The 20234-nt window shown below is 50.2% G+C and carries 14 protein-coding genes; 8 read left to right on the top strand and 6 right to left on the bottom strand.

Going from position 1 to position 20234, the window contains the following annotated elements; translation table 11 throughout:
• Positions 1-238: 238 nt before the first annotated feature.
• The 3 genes from Pan241w_RS26095 (at position 239) to Pan241w_RS26085 (ending at position 6435) form a co-directional block, all read left to right on the top strand.
• A complete protein-coding gene (locus tag Pan241w_RS26095; RefSeq protein ID WP_145221757.1) occupies positions 239-658 on the top strand; it encodes a response regulator in 420 nt (139 codons plus the stop codon).
• A 234-nt stretch (positions 659-892) separates the two neighbouring features.
• A complete protein-coding gene (locus Pan241w_RS26090) occupies positions 893-2233 on the top strand; it encodes a metallophosphoesterase family protein (RefSeq protein ID WP_145221754.1) in 1341 nt (446 codons plus the stop codon).
• Positions 2230-6435, top strand: coding sequence for a DUF4332 domain-containing protein (locus tag Pan241w_RS26085; protein ID WP_145221751.1), 4206 nt, complete (start codon positions 2230-2232; stop codon positions 6433-6435). Before Pan241w_RS26090 ends, Pan241w_RS26085 begins: the two co-directional genes overlap by 4 nt.
• A gap of 12 nt (positions 6436-6447) precedes the next feature.
• Here the strand turns inward: Pan241w_RS26085 and Pan241w_RS26080 are convergent, their stop codons facing one another.
• The 6 genes from Pan241w_RS26080 to Pan241w_RS26055 all read right to left on the bottom strand — a co-directional run bounded on the left by Pan241w_RS26080 (position 6448) and on the right by Pan241w_RS26055 (position 12774).
• On the bottom strand, positions 6448-7698 hold the full coding sequence (locus Pan241w_RS26080; protein WP_145221748.1) for a CinA family nicotinamide mononucleotide deamidase-related protein: 1251 nt from the start codon (positions 7696-7698) through the stop codon (positions 6448-6450).
• Between the two features lie 72 nt (positions 7699-7770).
• Positions 7771-8865 (bottom strand): glycosyltransferase family 4 protein, encoded by a 1095-nt coding sequence (locus Pan241w_RS26075; RefSeq protein ID WP_145221745.1) that lies wholly within the window; start codon positions 8863-8865, stop codon positions 7771-7773.
• A gap of 64 nt (positions 8866-8929) precedes the next feature.
• Entirely contained in the window at positions 8930-9625 is a 696-nt protein-coding gene (locus Pan241w_RS26070; RefSeq protein WP_145221742.1) for a hypothetical protein, read from the bottom strand.
• Between the two features lie 73 nt (positions 9626-9698).
• On the bottom strand, positions 9699-10748 hold the full coding sequence (gene floA / locus Pan241w_RS26065) for a flotillin-like protein FloA (protein WP_198000163.1): 1050 nt from the start codon (positions 10746-10748) through the stop codon (positions 9699-9701).
• 135 nt (positions 10749-10883) lie between these two features.
• Entirely contained in the window at positions 10884-11480 is a 597-nt protein-coding gene (locus tag Pan241w_RS26060) for an NfeD family protein (RefSeq protein WP_145221739.1), read from the bottom strand.
• A 223-nt stretch (positions 11481-11703) separates the two neighbouring features.
• Positions 11704-12774, bottom strand: coding sequence for a 3-keto-disaccharide hydrolase (locus Pan241w_RS26055; RefSeq protein ID WP_145221738.1), 1071 nt, complete (start codon positions 12772-12774; stop codon positions 11704-11706).
• Between the two features lie 372 nt (positions 12775-13146).
• On the opposite strand from Pan241w_RS26055, the gene Pan241w_RS26050 reads away from it, so the two are divergent.
• The 5 genes from Pan241w_RS26050 to Pan241w_RS26030 all read left to right on the top strand — a co-directional run bounded on the left by Pan241w_RS26050 (position 13147) and on the right by Pan241w_RS26030 (position 20191).
• A complete protein-coding gene (locus tag Pan241w_RS26050; RefSeq protein ID WP_145221735.1) occupies positions 13147-13398 on the top strand; it encodes a DUF3311 domain-containing protein in 252 nt (83 codons plus the stop codon).
• Positions 13398-15404, top strand: a complete 2007-nt coding sequence (locus Pan241w_RS26045; protein WP_145221732.1) for a sodium:solute symporter family protein — start codon at positions 13398-13400, stop codon at positions 15402-15404. Before Pan241w_RS26050 ends, Pan241w_RS26045 begins: the two co-directional genes overlap by 1 nt.
• Before the next feature lie 104 nt (positions 15405-15508).
• Positions 15509-15940, top strand: coding sequence for an acyl-CoA thioesterase (locus tag Pan241w_RS26040; protein WP_145221729.1), 432 nt, complete (start codon positions 15509-15511; stop codon positions 15938-15940).
• A 20-nt stretch (positions 15941-15960) separates the two neighbouring features.
• On the top strand, positions 15961-16653 hold the full coding sequence (locus Pan241w_RS26035; protein ID WP_145221726.1) for an ABC transporter ATP-binding protein: 693 nt from the start codon (positions 15961-15963) through the stop codon (positions 16651-16653).
• 34 nt (positions 16654-16687) lie between these two features.
• The gene (locus Pan241w_RS26030) at positions 16688-20191 is read left to right on the top strand and encodes an FtsX-like permease family protein (protein WP_145221723.1); all 3504 of its coding nucleotides are present in this window, start codon (positions 16688-16690) and stop codon (positions 20189-20191) included.
• The last annotated feature ends 43 nt before the right edge of the window (positions 20192-20234 follow it).

The following is a 20234-nucleotide window of genomic DNA, read 5'->3' as shown; positions in this document are numbered from 1 at the left end:
CGTTTTTTGTTAAGGAATACAGCAGAGTCGTGCAGGAATCCATACGGTAGTAGCTCTTTAAGCATATTCTGAATAAGAACTTACGGCTATACGACTATTTCTATTTGATAATGGTATCTGATTTGCTATTAATTCTGTGAGAGCCCCAATGTGTTATGCATCAGAGGAGTTGGGGGGCAGGATTCACATAAATTCCCGCTGATGCGGCTGACTTCCGGAATATTTGGTGAGATGTATCATGGTCAATGCCAGATCTCAAGCTCCTTATCAATTACTGATTGCCGATGACGACTCCGGATTCCGTGATGTTCTCAAAGAGCTTTTAGCTCCTTACTTCAAACTGTTCGAAGCGGAGTCGGGTGAAGAAGCGGTGGAACTTGTCGAGCAAATCCACGTTGATATTGTGTTACTCGATATGCACATGGACGTTTTAACAGGGCTCGAAGCGGTCCGCATCATGAAGCAGACCAACGAGATTCTGCCCTGTATTCTGATTACTGCTGACGCCACTGAGGAATTACGACAGGACGCCAGTGCTGCGAATGCGTATGACGTTCTCGCTAAGCCAGTCAAACGACAGGAGTTAGTTACGACTGTTTCTCACGCCCTGGTCGACACGTATCACGATCCGGATGTGCCTTCCTGGTTAGGCAACTAGCCTGAATGATTCAGCGTCGTCGTTCTGCTCGCGTAATCTTCTTTCAGACGGAGAGCCGGCTTGGGTTCCTGAGTTCGTCCGCTGCTTTTTCTGTAGAATCGACTTCTCATAAATTGCAGAGTGAAGTACACTTCCAGTCGCAATTAATTTCGTAAAAGCATAACTGCCACCTGCATCCCATGTCGCTTTGTAGAACAAGAAACAGGCAGGTTGTGCGGCGGAAAGGAGTCTGCCATGCCATTCGTACCAATCAGGTTTATACACGCCAGCAATTTGCGCCTCGACCATCAACCTCAGGGGGTTGGTGCGGTCTCGAAAGAATCGCAGATCTGTCTCGAAGATTGCACTTTGATCACGTTCCAGGAGATCGTGAAATCGTGCCTGGAGCATGAGATTGACTTCCTGCTGCTGACGGGCAACACCTTTATCAATGAAGACCATAGTATCCGTGCCCGCATTGCATTACTGGATGGGTTCCAACAGCTGGCGTCTGAAAACATTCAAGTCTTTGTCATCCCCGGCCAACACGATCCATTGAGTGCCTGGGATTTACAATCCAACTGGCCTGGCAATGTCACATTTCTCTCTCCACAAGATCATGATACGCTTGATATTCTGCGCAATGAAGAAACCATCGCAACGCTGCAGGTACTGGGCTCAGCGCACCTCAAAAAACAGCAGTCTTTGAAATTAAATCAACGCAATCAGTTGTTCAATCAACATGACCAACGTGCGCTTTCCATCGGCCTGATAGCGGCAAATTCCCCCACGAGGCCAGTTGATTATTCTGGAGAGTCAAAGCAATCAATCCCGCTGACTCTTTCGAGTGACTTTCTGCCTGCCAACTGGCAAACGGATGAAATCAACGAGGTGGCCGTCGACTACATTGCACTCTGTAAGGGAACCCAACGGCATACGTTTGAAATGCACCCCGGTCTGGCCCATCATCCAGGCACTTCTCAGGGGCTCAATTTTGATGAACACAAACAGACTGGAGTCACCCTGGTTACTGTCGGATCAGAGGCGCAATTGGACCTGCGACTGCTCAAAGTCGCTGCGGTTCGCTGGTTGGTGGTCGAGCTCGATCTGGAACCGGAAACAACATCAAAGCAACTGAAGCAACTGATGAAAGAAGCTTTGCTATCACGTAAATCTGCCGGCCATGAAACGTTATGGATGGTCCGCTGGCACATCAAAGGCTCAGGTGATTTATTTGATTCGCTGAGAAGCTTCAAGTATCAGAGTGGCTGGAGCAGTGAACTGGCGATGGAGCTCAATGATCGTCTGCCTATCTTGCTGGAACAAGCTTTTTATCTTCAATACAGAGACGTGCATTCCAGCAGAACAGCATCTGATCTGGTACATCGATTTCAGCGACAAATTGAAGCATTCAAACGGGAATCGGAATCACCACTCAAGAATTTACTCACCCACACGACGCAGCTTGATCAGACTTGGCATGAACGCCTCGGTTCGCTCACTAATCAGATTGACGAGCAAGCCATCTTCAATTCAGCCATCCGAAATGGACAGACCTGGCTCAACATTACATCGGATGAGGAAGTACACTCATGAAAATAACCAGAATCCATGTCGACCAATTTGGAAACTGGCGCGATTTGAATCTTGCCCCCCTGAATGCGGGGATCAATGTTTTTTATGGCCCGAATGAAACCGGCAAATCAACCTTGATGCGCATGATCCGCGGCATCCTGTATGGCTTTCAGACAGAAGAAATCCGCGAACATTCTCGCGTTTCGAATGATGTTCCCTGGTCGGCTCTATTGGATATCAAACATCAGGGGCAACGCTACGAAATTCGACGCCAGACCAGCGCCAAAGGCAGAGGGCAGTTTTCGTTTCAGGGAGAATCAAGTAGCAGTTTAAACCAGGGTTTGCTGGCATCACTGCATGCCGGGGTGCCAGAAAATGTTTATGAAAACGTATTTGCCATCGGCTTAAATGAATTGCAGGAACTGGGAACGTTACACGGCGATCAGGTTGCCGAGCATATTTACGGCCTCTCCCTCGGCCCGGAAGGCCAGGCAATCCTGGATGCTTCCAGCCGTTTAAATCAATCCAGACAAACACTATTGAGCCGTGACTTCAAAAACGGAAAGCTGGTTGACCTGTATCAGCAGTTAGATGAGCTGAATTCCAAACTTGCCGACCTGGAACAACAGGCACAACGTTTTTTCAATTTATCGAGTGAATTGCAAAACTTGCGAGCAGAGTCAGACAGCCTTAAAAAACGGAAAACGGGTCTGCAATATCAGATCCGGGGACATCGTTTTCTGGATCGGGTCTGGAAACCCTGGCAGGAAGTACAAGACTTACATCAGAAATTAAAGCAGCTTCCCGTCGTTCATGATTTTCCGGATGGCGGCGTTGCTCAACTCGACGAATATGACCGCGAACTCAAACAGGCGGAAGCAAAACTGCTTGAGATAAAAGCGGAAATCAAACGGCTTCGCAATGAGATTGAGCAGTTTGAACTGGACAACGAGCTGCTCAACTTTGCACCGAATATTCAGAGTCTGGCCGATCAGAAAACCTGGATGGCTGATCTGGAGCAGCAGTATCAGGCAGGCGAATCGCAAGTTCGTGATCTGGAACAGACACTGAAACAACATCTGAAACCAAATCAGACACTCAGCGATATTACGCACATCAAAACCACGCCCGATAATAATCAACGATTGATTAACGCAGCCCGTGCTTATCGGCAGTCGGCAGGCAAACGAAAGAATGCACACCAGCGATACAAAAAAGTGTCTCGCAGATACCAGCAGACTTTAGCACAACTTCAGGAGCAATCGAGTCGACTGATTGACGGTCATTCTATTGACGAAGAATTGCAACGTGCCAGAGAGCGGATGAAACATCTGGAACGCCTGAGCCAATTACGCTTCCGAGAGTCCGAGCTTTTGATTCGTCAGGAATCGGTTAAGGAACAACTGGTGGGGCTGCAAAGTCACGCACGCATTCCCAGCTGGGCCAAGAAAACGTTGTTTGGTTTTGCCTTAGCTGGCATGCTCTTAATTGTTGCCGGTTTTTGGCGTGGCGTTTCGGATGCGGCTCTGATCGGTCTGATCTTCTGTCTCTCAGGTACGTTTTTAGGGGGGACGACCTGGGCGCTCAAAAAACATTTCGAAGTGGATCTCGATGATCAAAAGGAAACACTGCAGGATGAAATCTGGGCGCTCGACGTGCATCTGCGCGAAACACGACAAGAGATTGATCGCATTTTGGAAGACGAATACTTCTCGCTCAAGCTGATTAGGGAAGGTCACTCGCTGACCAGTCACAAGCATCAGTCCAAAGTCCCCTCCTTAAAATTCAATGATGAAAATATTTTGCGAACCGAATTGCTCCACGAACTTGCTTTGAAAATTGCAGAACTGGAACAGTTGAAAGTCGCGCAGGAGCGGTCGCAGAAAACCCGCCAGCTTTTGGTCAAACTGCGTAACCGATCCCAGGAAATTCAACGGCAGTTTAGCGGCAAACGCCATGAATGGTGTGAATGTCTCAAGCAACTGGGCTTAACAGAAACATTGAAACTTGATGAAGCATTCCAGATGTGGCATCAGGTTTCCAATGCCAATCTGTACGCGAATCAGCTCCATCAGGAACAGCAGCGGATCAAACCCATGGGCGATCTTATCGACATGTTTTATAGCCGCGTCAGAGATCTGGGGCTGCGTATGAATCGCGACCAGCATGATTTTGACCAACCATTTGAAGTGATTTCTGAATGGGAACGCGAACTCGATGCACTTTCCGGCCAGAGAAAAGAACGGACGCGTCTGCGTAAAGAAGAGAAGCGACTACACCAGGAAGCAGACGCACTGCAGTTGCAAATTCAGGAACTCAAACACAACCGCTCAGGCTTATTGATGCAAGGAAACGCAGCGAACCGGGAAGAATTCCTGCAACGCGCCGCTTCTTTGCAGGAACGCATTCAACTCGAAAAGCAGTTGGCGAATGCACAGACCGAGCTGGAGCATGTCAGTCGATCCGAACAGGAGATGGCGATTGTCGAAGATGACCTGCTGAATTTCAATCCGGACGAAAATGCCGAGCATCTGGAAATGTTGAATCTGGAACTGGAGGACATCGAACAGGATCTGGTGACCACCGCGGAGAACATGGGACGGCTCAAACAGGACTATCAAAATGCCAAAACCGATCGTAGTTCGGCTGAGTTACGCTTTCAACGGGAACAGATCCTCGAACAAATCAGACTGGCCGGCGAAGACTGGTTTACAGCCGAACTCTCCGCCGTGGGGCTGAACCAGTTACGCTCAGAATATGAACGCACCTCGCAACCGGAAACATTGGCGATCGCCTCGGACTATCTGCGTCAGTTAACCAATGGAAAATACACAAATATCTGGACGCCTCTCGGGGAACAGTTCCCGAAAATTGATGATGATCACGGGCACACGTTGACGGTGAGCGAATTAAGCAGCGGTACACGCGAGCAACTTTTCATGGCAATCCGCCTGGCGATGGTCGAACGTTTTCGCAATCAGGGAGTAGAGCTTCCGATCATTCTGGATGATGTTCTTGTGAATTTCGATCAGGAACGTACCACAGCCGCCATTGAAACATTAAATGCGGTCGCTAATAAAGGCCAGCAAATCCTGTTCTTCACCTGCCATCTGCACCTGACTCGTCTGTTTGAAGAGCATGGCAGTTCGCCTGTCTGGCTGCCTGAAACTCGTTCGCAGCGACCTCTTGCCTCTCATCCAGTCGAGCGACATATTGAAACTTCAAGTAACCACTCAAAATCAGAAAAACCGGAATACAGTCTGGACTGGTCGTCTCCTATTCAAAACCTGCAAGCTTTGAGTGATTCCCAGATCCAGGCAATGCAGCAGATTGGCATTCAGACCATTGGTGATTTTCTTGCTCGCAGTGCCGATCAGATTGCTGGAGAACTGCAACACGAACACCTGACAGCCGGACTGATTTTTGAATGGCAATCTCAGGCGAGACTGGCAGCGTGTATCCGTGGTGTCTCACCAGCAGAAGCAGCCCAGCTGGTTTCGTGTGGTATTACAGAAATTGACGAAGTCGCCACCATGCCTGTCAAAGAAATCTGGTCTTTTGTTGAATCCTGTCAAAATTCATCAAGAAACCTGAGTGATCCCCAGATCACACAGAAACGAGTAAAGCAATGGAGTCACTGGGCTCGTCAGGCACGAACTTATGATGCTGAGCACGCTGCTTCCTCTCCGCATTTAAAGACGCAGCAGGCAGAAACTTCCGGCGGAAAACGGGAATATCGGCGAGACAATTCTCACGCGGATGCGAACGATCAAAGCCCGATGATTCCCCCTTTCTATTTGGGACGTTCCATGCCCGTGGAAGAAGCCCCGTCCATTGGTCCCAAAACAGCGCACCGTCTCGAGAAAATTGGAATATTCACCGTCAATGATCTGTTGGAGTGCAATCCCGAATTTATTTCCAGGAAGCTCAAGGTGCGGCACATTAAAGAGCAGACGATTCGTCTGTGGAAAAAACAAACAAAACTGGTCTGCTGTATTCCCGGTCTGCGAGGTCATGACGCACAGATTCTGGTTGCCTGCGGTTTCTATGAACCGGAAACGATAGCCCGATCTTCGCCTCAAAAACTGTTCGAAAAAGTAAAGTCGTTTATCAAAACAAACCAGGGACAGCAGATTCTCCGCAACGGAAAAGAACCTGATTTCCAGGAAGTGTCAGACTGGATCAGCTGGTCGCAGCAAGCCAGAAAGCTGCGTGCTGCCTGATGCGGTTGAAGCTCAACTTTCATTTCCCAAATCAATCAGCGTCCGTCTTAATAAATTGAGGGCTGCTTTTGTAACCCGGCTTTTGGCAATCGCGCGATTCACGGTTAACCCGATTTCTTCAACCAATTCGATCCCCTCAGCCGCCAAAGCCACGAACGCTTGAGGAACGTTCTCGTTATCCTGCCAGGATTGATTCACGTCGAGAATAATCGACAATGCGAAATCGCTTGCATAGTTTTCACGCGTTGCTTTTGCCAGAGAAATCGCAGCGGCAGCATCCAACGTCTGTTGTTTGCTATCTGTCTGCAGAGACTCCTGATTGAGAATATTTTGAATTGTCGAGACCGTGCCACCGGCATAAAAATCGGCAGAACCAGCGACCTCGGTGAAGCGATACGATAACAAGCCGCCGGTCCCACACTCACATGTCGCCAGAGTCTGTACCCGCTGGCTCAGTAACGCCACTACAATGTGCTCCAGCTCCTCATCCTCATAGCCAAAGATATATTCGCCAATCCGCTGATGGATCAGTTCATACGTTTCTGATATTTTCTGTTCACAGGCTTCGACAGACTCACCCATCGCTTTGATTCGTAATGTAATGGTTGCTTCATGCGCGGTGATTCCCACTTCCGGATCTCGCCCGCGGCTGGTAATGTCACCGAGCAGTTCCTCCGTTTTCGATTCACCCACCCCAAAGCAATTGACGCGGGCGAAACGGATGATGTTGGTTCCACGCGAGAGCCGGGGAAGAACCGACTGATAAAACATTGGCTTCATTTCCGAAGGAACACCAGGCATGGCGGCGATGCAGCAGTCGGGTTTTGAATCAGTTCGTGGTACCTGCATCCAGATGCCCGGCGCTGTCCCGTGCAGGTTTGGGATCGCTTCGGCCCCTTCGGGAAACATCGCTTGAATTCGGTTGCGTTCAGGCATCTCCCGCGACCGTTTCTGAAACATGCTTTCAATGGTATGTAGCGATTCCTCATCCAGAACCAGATCCGCACTGATTAATTCTGCCATCGCCTGCCTCGTCAGGTCGTCCAGTGTCGGCCCCAGGCCTCCTGTGATCAGTACCAGATCTGACCGCTGCGAGGATAGACGCAGTTGATCTACAATTTCATCAATGTGATCGGCGATCGTGGTGTGAAAGTGCGTGGAAATGCCTACAGAAGCTAACTCCGTGCTCAGCCACTGGCTGTTCGTATCAAGTTTTTCACCATTGGTCAATTCACTGCCGAGGGCGATGATTTCTGCTTGCATTCGTTAATCCAACATTGAGACTAAAGAACCACGGGCTCCCGCTCTCTGCAATTCTGTTTTACACGCTGAGATTTATGACGTCATCTGCAGCGCTCGTTTATATTGTTCTATTGTGCTCTCGATCATCGTTTCGATACGAAATTCCTGCCTGACCAGTTCCCGTGACGATTCTCCCATTGCTCGTGCTTTGAGTGGGTCTTTTAATAACTTGAGAATACTATTCGCCAGAGCTTCACTGTTGGAAGGGGGAACCACCAGTCCGGTTTCGCCATCGCGAATCACAGAATAGATTCCACCGACACCGGTTGCAATCACCGGTTTTGCCAGTGCCATCGCTTCCAGCATAATCGTCCCCAGCCCTTGTCGCAGAGAGGCCAGGCAGAAGATATCCATCGCTTCGAGCGAAATCGAGAAGTCGTATAAGTTGGGAACGAACGTCACGTTTTCAGAAATTTCCAGATCACGTACTAAATGACGCAGGTTGCTTTCCTCGGGCCCTGCACCGGAAATCAGGAATTGTACTTCCGGATTTACTTCCAGCACGCGACTGGCGGCCCCTAGAAAATAAGGCAAGCCTTTGATCGCTTCTAAAGGCCCGGCAGTTCCCACGACAGGCTGATGGTCTTGCGACAAAACAGGGGAAAGATGCGAGTGATCGGGAACATCCACGCCGCTGGGAATAACTAACACAAAATCTTCCGGCAGCCCTGTGCGCGCGATGAGATCTTTTTTCACGGAGTCACTAACCGTAATGATTCCTTTGCACCAGCGCATATCAATGCGCAATTTTTCATCGCTCTGTAGATAGTCATTGACGGTTAATAGAAACGGACGCTTCAGTTTTCTGGCAAGCCATTGACCCTGCGGCAAAACATGCCGGGATTGGATATGAATCAAATCAGGCGGTTTCTTTTTTGTTTCCTGCTTTACTAATCGTAAAACAAGTTGTCCGAGAATCGGCACTCCCAGATTGCGATACTCGGTAATCTCCAGTTTGGAGCGCATACTGGGATCGACTTTTGATGCATCCGGGCAGACGACGCGTGTTTTAATGTCATAGACTGGCGCGTATTGTGCTAATCGCAGAGTGTAGGCAGACGTCCCCCGTAACTCAAAAGGGCCGGCAAACAGCAATACATCAATGGGGGGTGGATCTTCTTTACTCATTCACTCTTCTCGTAATTCAACCGTTTCAAACACGATCAAAGCGATGTGCTGTAACAGATCGCCCTCAGGAATGACGGCGTGATAAGGGAGGAGAAAGGATTTCATTTAAAATGATTGCCTGACGGAATGACTGAGGATCTCTTAACAGCGATCGGATTGCTTTACTGCCTCCCGTCTTTGATGCACGCTGCCTGGATTCATCTGCGTGGGAATCAGTTGTCTCTGAAAAATGTTTGCCAACTTTACTCTCAAGATGGCTGGTGAGCCGGGTTTCTACATGGGACTGCTGCTTCTTTTCAATGCGATCCCGTACCCCTCCCCTCATCCTTTTTTCTTGTTCTTGCGCTTTAATTTCAGCTCGCTCGCGATGTGATAAATGGGGCTTGGGTTCCGATGCTTCATTAGAACGGACGGCAGGTTTTTGAGTCTGTTGAGAGCGAGCTCGCTGCGGTTGAGATTTTCGTTGTTGACGTCTGCGGCGTTGTGGTTGCTGCTGAACGGAAGCCTGAGGTTCGAGGTCGGTCTCTTCAAAAAAATCGACCTCTGCTGGTTTCTCTTTTTTCTTAGGCTGCGGGTTCATCGCTTCCTGCAGAAATTTTTCTAACTCTTTCTGAAGAGCGGCTTTTTCTTTGACCTTCCCGGGCTGGGCTTTGTTCTTTTCCTTGGCCATATTGCTGATGGCGCTTGCTGCACTCACAAGCAGGAAGATGATCCCGACAATCACCCCCACCCAGTCAGCTGCCAATAATGGAATGTCCATGAACAAACTCCCGGTCTTTGATTTTTCGCAAGTAGCGTCTGACTTCCGTCAGGAAGACAGGCTTGAATCGTGCTTATGATGTAGGAGCCATTTCTCTTTCAGGAGTGGCAATCGAATCTCGCATTTTGGTGTCTGCCTGAATGTTTTTCAGTTCATAATAATCCTTCAGGCCCATTTTTTTGGTGCGGAATGCCTCGGCAATCGCTTTAGGAACTTGTGCCTCTGCCAGTACGACCTTAGCCCGATTCTCCTGAGTCAACGCGACCATTTCCTGTTCGCGGGCTTTCTGATCGGCACGACGTTGTTCTGCTTTCGCCTGAGCAACACGCATCTCCGCTTCGGCATGGTCTGCCTGCAGACGAGCACCAATATTTTCACCAACATCAATGTCGGCAATATCAATCGAAACAATCGTGTAGGCTGTCTGTTTCTCCAGGCCTTCATTCAATACGATCTGTGTAATTTTGTCGGGGTTTTCAAGTACCTTTTCATAGGTGTCTGTCGAACCAATGGCCTGCACAATCCCCTGGCCCACACGCGCGATCACGGTTTCTTCCGTCGCACCACCCACCAACTGTTTCAGGTTTGTTCGCACGGTCACACGGGCACGTACATTGAGCTGAATCCCATCACCGGCCACAGCGTCTAATGTCGCGTTGGTTTTACGGGGATCGGGACAATCAATCACCTTGGGATAGACGCTGGTTCGTACCGCGTCCAGAATATCACGCCCCGCCAGGTCAATCGCCTGGGCTGCCTGCCAGTCGAGTTCAATCTTCGCACGTTGAGCCGCAATCAAAGCCCGAATCACATTCGGAACATTTCCGCCCGCCAGGTAGTGTGCTTCGAGATTACGGGTAGAGATGTCATAGTGCCGCGTGACCCCCGACTGAATCGCCATGATTTTACTGCGAACAATGATTGTCGGATTCACTTTTTTAATGGTCATGATGACCAGATTCACGAAGCCAATACCGGCCTTCGTCATCTTACATTGAATCCACAGTCCGGCGTAGCGTGCGAAAACCGCAAAAAACACCAACGCCCCGAGAGAGACCACAACCCCCACAATCCAGGTGACAGTTGAACCATCTTCTACTGCTAAAAGATTCAAGGCGTTCATTCCGATTTCCTATCCTGAGAAAAATGTCGTTTCAAGTGTTGTAAACTGTCCGCTGAAACTGTCTTGCAATCCATCAATCAAAGAGAAAGCTATTGTAAAGAAATTCTGGGAAACCATCTAGAGACTACTGAAAAATCAAGTCTCCGGGATTTCGAAATCAAGTGCATCACCGGCAATGGTGTCACCCGATTGTGAGGTTTTCTGTTCTGGGAACTCCTTTTCCGCCGTTGGTTGTTTTTTGACTTTTACCACCAGCCTGGTCCCTTCTACGGCAATCACTTTCACGTCTGTCTGTGCTTCAATAATCATCCCCTGACTCTCGCAGTTTAGTCTTTCATGATCAACGAGTACAAAGCCGCTAGGGTTCAAAAGAGTTTGCGTTTTTCCCGTTTTTCCGATCAGAGACTGCAAATGTTCAGTCTCTTCCTGGAAGCCAGTGACCTCTTCCAGTGTCGGCACTTCGAGGATAACTTTCTTGCCCCAGGCCGTATTCGGAAAAAACTTGATGGCAAATCCCAGCGTGGCAGGGATCAGAACGATAACACTGGCAATGTAAGTCCACCATAGAGAAGGGCTCGTTCCCCACCAAGCCATCCAGGCAGCCCAGACCGAGCTGGCCATACATGTCAAAGCCAATACGGTGATCAGGCCCCCCGAGGGAAGAAAGATCTCTGCCACAAACAACATCAGTGTCACGACCAATGCCAGAATTGCAATCAGCGAATAATCCATTAGATCTGCAGACTTTCCGTAACTCGCACTGCCTGATTCTGGTTTCAAACCGGGCAGTACAGGAATTGGAATCTATCAATGAGAAACCGGAAACCGTGTAACTGAAGGAAGATGTACCTTGAGACACACTCTTCCTATTGTACCGGCTTTAAAAAGCAAGGCAAGACGCGAACGCGAAGAACCGGCTTCAGATGGATTTGTGCTCTGACGCAATACCAGCAGGCTAGATTCCACACCGATCACACAGCAGAGGCTGACAGGGATGGCAATAGGTCGGATCGGGCTGATCGCTCAAATCCACGATCCAGATATTGCGAAAACGAACCGGATTGGAATGGTCTTGCAGCTTGATGGGAAATAATTCAGGCCCTTCCTGTTTCCCGCCACCCGTTTTGGCAACGATCGAATAGTCCTGATGAATGGGAACCCCATTCTGCAGCACCGTGATATAGGCGTTTTTGATCTTTTTGCCGTCCGCATCAAATTTGGGAGCAACAAAGGCAATATCGTATGTCTGCCATGAGAGCGGCGGAAAACACATATTCACATCAGCTCGTTTCTGCTTATACAGCCCGCCACATTCATTTTCGACCCCTTCCAGGCCGAAGGAATCGAGGACTTGCACTTCATAGCGGCTCTGCAGATAGATGCCACTGTTACTGCGGGCCTGTCCGGTTGCATAAGGCATATAAGGCAAACGGAACTCAACATGCAGCCGAAAACTGCGATACTTCTTTTTCAATTCCGTCCCGACACTCAGCAGGCCTTCGTCCGTAATTTTGCCGTCTTTGAAATGTTCGACAGACGAACCATCAAACAACACCGTGGCTCCTTTGGGCGGCTTCGCACCCAGAGTGATACTGCTCCGCTGATATTTGGTAAGTTGCCCCAGTAGATGTCCATGAGAATCGCGCACATCAGCGATGCCTCCCTGTTTTACCTCTACCTGGAAGTTATCGTCTGTCAGCGTCAGCACATCACCCTGCCGTTTGCCGGATAATTCCTGTCGCTCCGAACGATCCCAGCCATTTCCGGGTAATCCGCCGTTGTAAAGAGAAGCGATGAAGTTTCCGTCTCCACGGGCCACGACCTGCAGACCGAGGGCACATTCACCGCACCACGAGCAGTCGGCTCCGATCAGGCCATAGTACTCGCCTTGATACTGGAAATCCTCGTCAACCTGTTTGATATCCAGAATGGCAAATTTCTTATCACCTTTCTTCGCCTGAGCGAATGCTTCTGATGATATCAGACAGTTGGCACAGAATAACCCGATAAGTGCGAGACGAAACATCAATTCTCCATCCTCTCTAAGAGTCTTAATCGAAACAAATCGACAATTTTACGCAGGCCACCATTCTGGGGTGAGACTCCACCATTTGCAAGTCTGGAATTGACGTTTGAATTTTCTAAATAGACTTGATCCATTGAACAGCAGATTTGTAAACGGAAGTTAACGCGCAACACTGTGTTTCCTGCAGATTCAGGAGGTTTATTTCCACAAATCGAACCGTTACGTTGTGACTCTACCCGGTTTTTGTCACAATAGTAGCCCAGTGCGAACCAGCGGGATCTCTGATTATCCTGTTTCCCGCCAAAACGATTGCTGCCTGCGGGCATTAGCAAACCCACCGTGATGACTCTGTCTATATAGAAAAGATGACTTATGAGATACGCCGTTTATGGATTGGTTGTCGTGCTTATCATTATTCACCAGGACAACTGGCTCTGGGATGACAAAAGGCTCATCTTGGGATTCATGCCCATTACCCTGCTCTATCAGGCAGGGATTTCCATGGGGGCCGCCTTTGTCTGGTTTCTCGCCACGAAATTTGCCTGGCCTCATCACCTTGAAGAAATCGCGCAAGAGTCTCCCGCACAAGAGTCACCCGCCCAGGAATCAGGAGAAACAGAATAATGACCCAGTTGGTAATCATCGGAATCTATTTAAGTTTACTGTTGTTTCTGGGTGTGTTTTCCAGCCGCCTGTTTAAGGGAACCAGTAAAGACTACATGCTGGCCAGCCACTCAATTGGTCCCTTTCTGTTGTTGATGTCGATCTTCGGAACCACGATGACCGCGTTTGCCTTGGTCGGCTCCAGTGGTGAAGCCTACAAAGAAGGCGTCGGCGTATACGGGATGCTGGCTTCCTCCAGCGGTATCATCCACTCGCTCTGCTTCTTCCTGCTAGGGATCAAACTCTGGTCCTGGGGGCATAAATACGGTTACACCACACAGATTCAATTCTTCCGCGAACGGCTTGAGAGCGATCGCATTGGAATTATTCTGTTCCCGATTCTCGTAGGTCTGGTGATTCCCTACCTCCTGATCGGCGTCATGTCATCCGGCGTGGTCATTAGCAGCATCACCGAAGGGGCGTTCGAAAATTCCTTCGCTGCCTACGACTACGGTGTGCCTCCCTGGCTGGGATCGCTGGTCATCAGCCTGGTCGTATTGATCTATGTCTTCTTTGGAGGGATGCGGGGAACCGCCTGGGCGAATACATTCCAGACCATCGTCTTCATGATTCTCGGCGTCGTCACCTTCTTCGTCATTTCCAGCAAACTGGGAGGTCTGCAGGCTGCCAGTCATGCGGTATTGGAAAGGAATCCGTCCAAGTTAATGCGGGCCGTCGATCCCAAAGACCGTGAACGATACGCGGAAAAGTATAAGACCTGGACGTTGATCGCAAAATACAACTACGCAACGCGGATTCTCAAAACCCTGAAACTGACTCCCGAACAAAAAGCGGAAGCGTATAAAGCGTTCAAGCCGCGAATGCCCAACTGGCAAAACACGGCCGAAGCCGTTTATGCCGCTGATAATAATCTGTATGAGTTAACTTCGGAAGAAGTCAATAAAGCGTTATTAACTCAAGATGACCGCGTCATGCCGGACCCCTTCCCCGAAAAGTATCAAATGGGGCTGATGTCGCACCATGAGTTGAAAGAATATCCACGGAAAGCCAACGCTGAAAAAGAAAAGGCGATGTTGATTTTCGGCGGAAAAATCGGGCATCCCACACACGATCTAGATCCAGATGATCCGTCCAAAGGGAAAAAATGGACGATCAAAAAAGCACTCGGCGTTTACCGTGCCAGCAACTGGGCTCCCGATGCACCGCATCCAATGAGTAAGCTCGTGTTTTTTACTTATTTCTTCGTCCCACTTTCGGTCGGCATGTTTCCGCATCTGTTCCAGCACTGGCTTACCGCACGCAGCGCGGGCACATTTAAGCTGCCCGTCGTCGCGCATCCGCTGTTCATTATGATCGTGTGGGTCCCCTGTGTGCTGGTTGGCGTCTGGGCAACTTCTGCTATGTTTAATGGGTCGCCTCTGTTTCCGCCTCACTTCCCGGCGAATGCCGTGCTGGCGGCGATGGTGAAGAAAATGACCTCGCCTGTCCTGGCCGGTTTCTTAACCGCAGGGATTCTGGCGGCGATTATGTCTTCGCTCGATAGTCAGTTCCTCTGTATCGGTACCATGTTTACCGAAGATATCGTCGTGCATTACGGCGGAAAAGATCGTTTTACAGATAAACAGGTTGTCTTGATGGCTCGCATGTTTATTATTCTGGTGGTCGCCATTACCTATGGATTCAGTCTGCTCGAACCGCGGCGGGTCTTTACGTTGGGGGTCTGGTGTTTCAGTGGATTTTCCAGCCTGTTCCCGATCATTTTTGCGGCGGTCTACTGGAAGAGATTGACCAAGGCCGGTGCTTACGCAGGCGTACTTGTGGCGATTGGATCCTGGCTCTACCTGTTTAAAGAAGCAAAGTATGCATTGAATCCGAATTATACGTTTTTGGGAATGATGCCGGTGGCCACAATGGTCGTCGCCTCTGCGACCGCCATGATTCTGGTTTCACTCATCACCAGACCACCCAGCAAAGAAACGCTGGTGCGGTTCTTCCCGGAAGATTAGATATGATCCTCTTCTATTTAATAACATAAATCTCAAGACAGGCTGTGACGAGCATTCACTTTTTCGTCACAGCCTGCTGTTTACTGACTTCAATCGAGTTCTACATGTCCTGTACTTTTAAAACAACGCGCCGTGTTGAATTTCACGAGACAGACATGGCCGGTATTGTCCACTTTTCCAACTTTTATAAGTACATGGAACAGGCCGAGCACGAGTATTTTCGCTCGCTGGGTCTGACGATTGTGGATAAACAGCAGGATGGTTCCGTGTTTGGCTGGCCTCGCGTCTCTGCACAATGCTCGTTTGAATCTCCCGCTTTTTATGGTGATCTACTCGAGATCCGTTTGTCCGTCGAACGTCTCGGGGTAAAATCGCTCACAATTGAATATGAGTTCTGGCGGGATCAAACGAAAATTGCCAAAGGACGCATGAAAACCGTCTGCTGTCACTTCACACACGGAAGTCCCATGAAGTCGATTGAAATCCCCGATTGGATTCAAAAGAAAATCGAAGATTCGATCGATCACGCTGAATAGTCTGTTTGTCAGGGATCAACATGAATCACTCCAACGACCAGCTCATTGTCCGCGAGTTAACGAAAACCTTTTCGATCGCAGCCGAATCACTGCCAATTCTGGCCGGTGTGAACCTCGAACTCAGCCGGGGAGATGCCCTCGCCATCACTGGCCCTTCCGGTTCAGGGAAAAGCACCCTGCTCTACATCCTCGGCGTTCTCGATCAACCCACGTCGGGCGAAGTCATTCAGTTCGGCCAGAATCCGTTCGTTCTGAACGCCAAAGAGCAGGCCGAATATCGCAATCAGAATGTCGGCTTCATCTTTCAAGACCACCATTTGATGCCGCAATTTTCGGTTCTGGAAAATGTGCTGATTCCTACTATGGTCAATCCGGACACAGCGAAGGATGCCGAAGAACACGCCCGCCATCTGCTGGAACGCGTGGGATTACAGGACCGCATGCATCATCGACCTGCACAGATTTCAGGCGGCGAACGACAACGCGTCGCGGTCTGTCGTGCTTTGATTAATAACCCCCGTCTCTTATTAGCCGATGAACCGACGGGGAATCTCGACCGCACCAATACCGAATCGATCGGCAAACTGCTGCTCGAAATCAATCAGGAACAGAATACGATTCTGATCTGCGTGACCCACAGCAGCGAACTGGCGGCTCTGTTCCCCCAACATCAGAGATTACGCGACGGACTGCTCGTGACCGAAGCCGTCTGATTTTCGATTTTCAATCTTCACAAGAGTTCGTGTTATGAACCAGACGCGATTTGTTATCCAAAGCCTGAAGTATTATTGGCGCACCAATCTGGCCGTACTGCTGGGAGTCATCGCTGCGACCGCCGTGATCGGGGGGGCTCTCATCGTCGGCGATTCCGTTCGCGCCAGTCTCAGGCAAATGACATTCGATCGGCTGGGACAGATCGACTTCGTCGTTTCCGGCCATCGCTTCTTTCGCGAACAACTCGCCGCTGATCTTGCGGAATCACCAGATCTACCCGACAACATCAAAACGATCGCCCCTGCTCTGCTGATGCGAGGCAGCCTGGAAAAAAATCGGGAAGACCAGCATCTACGTGTGGGGCAGGTCAATATCTTCGGCACCGACGAACGGCTCTGGTCGCTGCTCGAACATGGAAGTCAGACAGCGCCCACCGACGATGAAGCCATTCTCAATGCCCGCGTCGCAGAACAGCTCGAGGCTTCGGTTGGCGATGAAATCACGCTCTGGATCGAACTCCCTTCCGCGATTCCCCGAGACTCACTGCTCGGCGAGCGTGAAGAACAATCGGTCGAAATTACGCTCACGGTTACCGCGATTCTCGAAGAATCTTCCAAAGCGGGTCGCCTGGCGCTCATGCCCAACCAGCAGCTGCCGCTCGATCTCTTCGTTTCGTTAAGCACGCTCCAAGAGGCGTTAGACCTCGATGAAATCCAGGCTTCGCGTCGCAACCCCCAGTCGCGGCCCGCTCGCGTGAATTCCCTGTTTTTCAGTTCCGAGAATCCGGAAGCCGGCACGACACTCGCCGCGCTCGAAACCGCGAAGGACTTGGAAGCCGCTCTAAAAGCCACATTGAAACTCGAAGACCTGAATCTCAAAATCGCCCCCAACGAATCGTTCAAATACTTTTCGCTGGAAAGCGAACAGATGATTCTCGACCCGCAAATCGAACAGGCGGGCATCGAGGCAGCGAAGTCACTCAATCTCACAACGTCGCCGGTGATGGTGTATATCGCTAATGAAATCATGCCCGCCAAGCAGGATGATTCCAAGTCGTTGTTCTCCATGTATTCGATTATCGCGGGCGTTGAGTTTACCGAACAGCCTCCCTTTGGTCCTTTCCAATTCATCGGGGACAAACCAAAGTCGCCGCTCAAAGAAAATGAAATCGTTCTCAACGAATGGCTGGCGAAAGATTTGAACGCCAAAGTCGGCGATGACGTGCTCATGAAATATCATGTCGTCGGTTCCCGGGGAGAATTACCTGAAGTCGAGCAGACCTTTACCGTACGTGGCATCGTCGCCCTTGATGGAACGCCCGCCGCCGACCGGAAGCTGACGCCGGAAATGGAAGGCATCACCGACGCCGACACCTTCGGCGACTGGAAACAGCCCTTCCCCATGAAGCTCGACAAAGTTACCGATCGGGATGAAGAATACTGGGATCAATACAAAGCCACCCCCAAAGCGTTTGTCGCTTTGGAGACCGCACAAAACCTCTGGAACAGCCGGTATGGCAGTCTGACTTCATTACGTGTCGGCCCCCTGCCCGGGAAATCTTTGGAAGAATCGGCAAATGTGTTCGGCAAAGAAGTCCTCAAACAGGTTGACGTCTTCAAAATGGGCCTGACCGTCCAGCCCATCAAGTTTCTCGGCTTGATGGCCTCCAGTGGCACCACCGATTTCAGTGGCTTGTTTATCGGCTTCAGTTTCTTCATTATTCTTTCTGCGATTATTTTAATTCGTCTGCTGTTCAAACTGGGCATCGACCGCCGCGTCTCTTCCATTGGTCTCTTGTCGGCCGTCGGATTTACCCCTCAGCAAGTCAAACAGGTCATCTTCAAAGAAGCCTTCGCCGTCATTTTACTCGGAGGTATCCTCGGTATTGCCGCTGCCATTGGTTATGCCTCGTTGATGCTCTATGGCTTAAAAACCTGGTGGATCGGCGCGATTGGAACCCGCTTCCTGTTCCTCGAATTAACAGCAACCAGTATCATGGTCGGCTTATTAATTTCGGTCCTCTGCTCCCTCTTCGTGACCTGGCGTGCGATGGCCGAACTCAAACAACTCTCCATCCGCAGTCTGCTGGCGGGAGTCAATACACCGGAATCCAATAAAGTCAAAGATGCCCGCTACGTCGGTTATGTCTATAAAGCCTCATCCCTGCTCGCATTGATTCTGGTTCTAGCGACCGTCTCACTCCTCATTCCCAAACAGGAAGCCTTTTCCGGTTTCTCCTGGCGAACGGTTTCGTTTTTCCTCGTCGGTACACTCTCACTGATTTCCAGCGTCTTCTTTTTATCCAGCAGACTCAGAATTGAATCGGCGATCCCGATTAAAGGCACCGGCACACTCGCTTTAATCAAACTCGGCTTCCGCAACGCCGGCCGCTTTCGCCAGCGCAGTGTATTAACTACAGCGCTCATCGCGTCCGCGACGTTCGTACTCGTCTCCGTCGCCGCCGGCCATCGGAATCCGGCTGTGGAAACCCCCGATATCGATTCCGGTAACGGCGGTTTTACCATCGTTGCTGAATCTACGTCCCCGCTGATATTTGATCTGAATACGGCCGACGGTCGTGCTAAAACGCTGGTGAATATTCCCGACGATCCCGAGACACAAAAATTATTAAGCGAAATGACAGCGATTCCCTTTCGTGTGAAGCCGGGCGAAAACGCCAGCTGTCTGAATATTTATCAAACCAGTGTCCCCACCATTCTGGGAGTCCCGCAGGAACTGATCGAACGCGGCGGTTTCAAATTCGCCGACACACCCGGAGAAAATCCCTGGAAACTGTTGAACGAAAAACAAGAGGACGGCTCGATCCCCGCGCTCGGCGATATGAATACGTTAATGTATAGCCTGCATAAAGGCATCGGCGCCAGCGTCGGCATTCCTTCCGACGAACGCCCCGAACACAAATTGAAAATCAAAGGCATGTTTGACGGCAGCATTTTTCAGGGAGTCCTGCTTGTTTCCGAAACCGACTTCCAAAAACTGTTTCCCGAACAGGCCGGCTTTCAGTATTTTCTGATCGAAGTCCCTCCTGAAGACGCCTCGAAACTCTCGGGAATTCTGGAAACCGGCCTCACCGAATACGGCTTCGACTCTGACCTCGTCGCCAATCGACTGGCCGATTTTCTGGCCGTTCAAAATACCTACCTCTCTACTTTCCAGACGTTAGGGGGCCTGGGGCTGCTGCTGGGCACGCTGGGGTTGGCGACCGTGATGTTACGCAACGTCGTCGAACGCCGCAGCGAACTCGCATTGCTCCGCGCCATCGGCATGACGGGCAGCAACGTAGCGCTGATCGTGTTAGCGGAAAATGCGTTCTTACTCATCTGGGGGCTCCTCTCCGGAACGATCTCGGCTCTCTTGGCGATGCTGCCGCATCTGCTCTCCACGGGCGCTGATCTTCCCTGGGAAAGTGGGATTGTCATTTTGTCTGCCGTGTTGGTTGTGGGAATGCTGGCTGCTTTACTGGCTGTCGCCGATGCCGTCCGCGCACCCATTCTGGCGACGTTACGCGCTCAATAAGAGTTTGTACAGACCCGCTTTTCCCTGATTCATGCAATTTTTC

Source organism: Gimesia alba (genome assembly GCF_007744675.1).
In the GTDB taxonomy this organism is placed as follows: Bacteria; Planctomycetota; Planctomycetia; order Planctomycetales; family Planctomycetaceae; genus Gimesia; species Gimesia alba.
The sequence above is the reverse complement of the archived record's forward strand: the minus strand, read 5'-3'. Positions and strand labels throughout refer to the sequence as shown.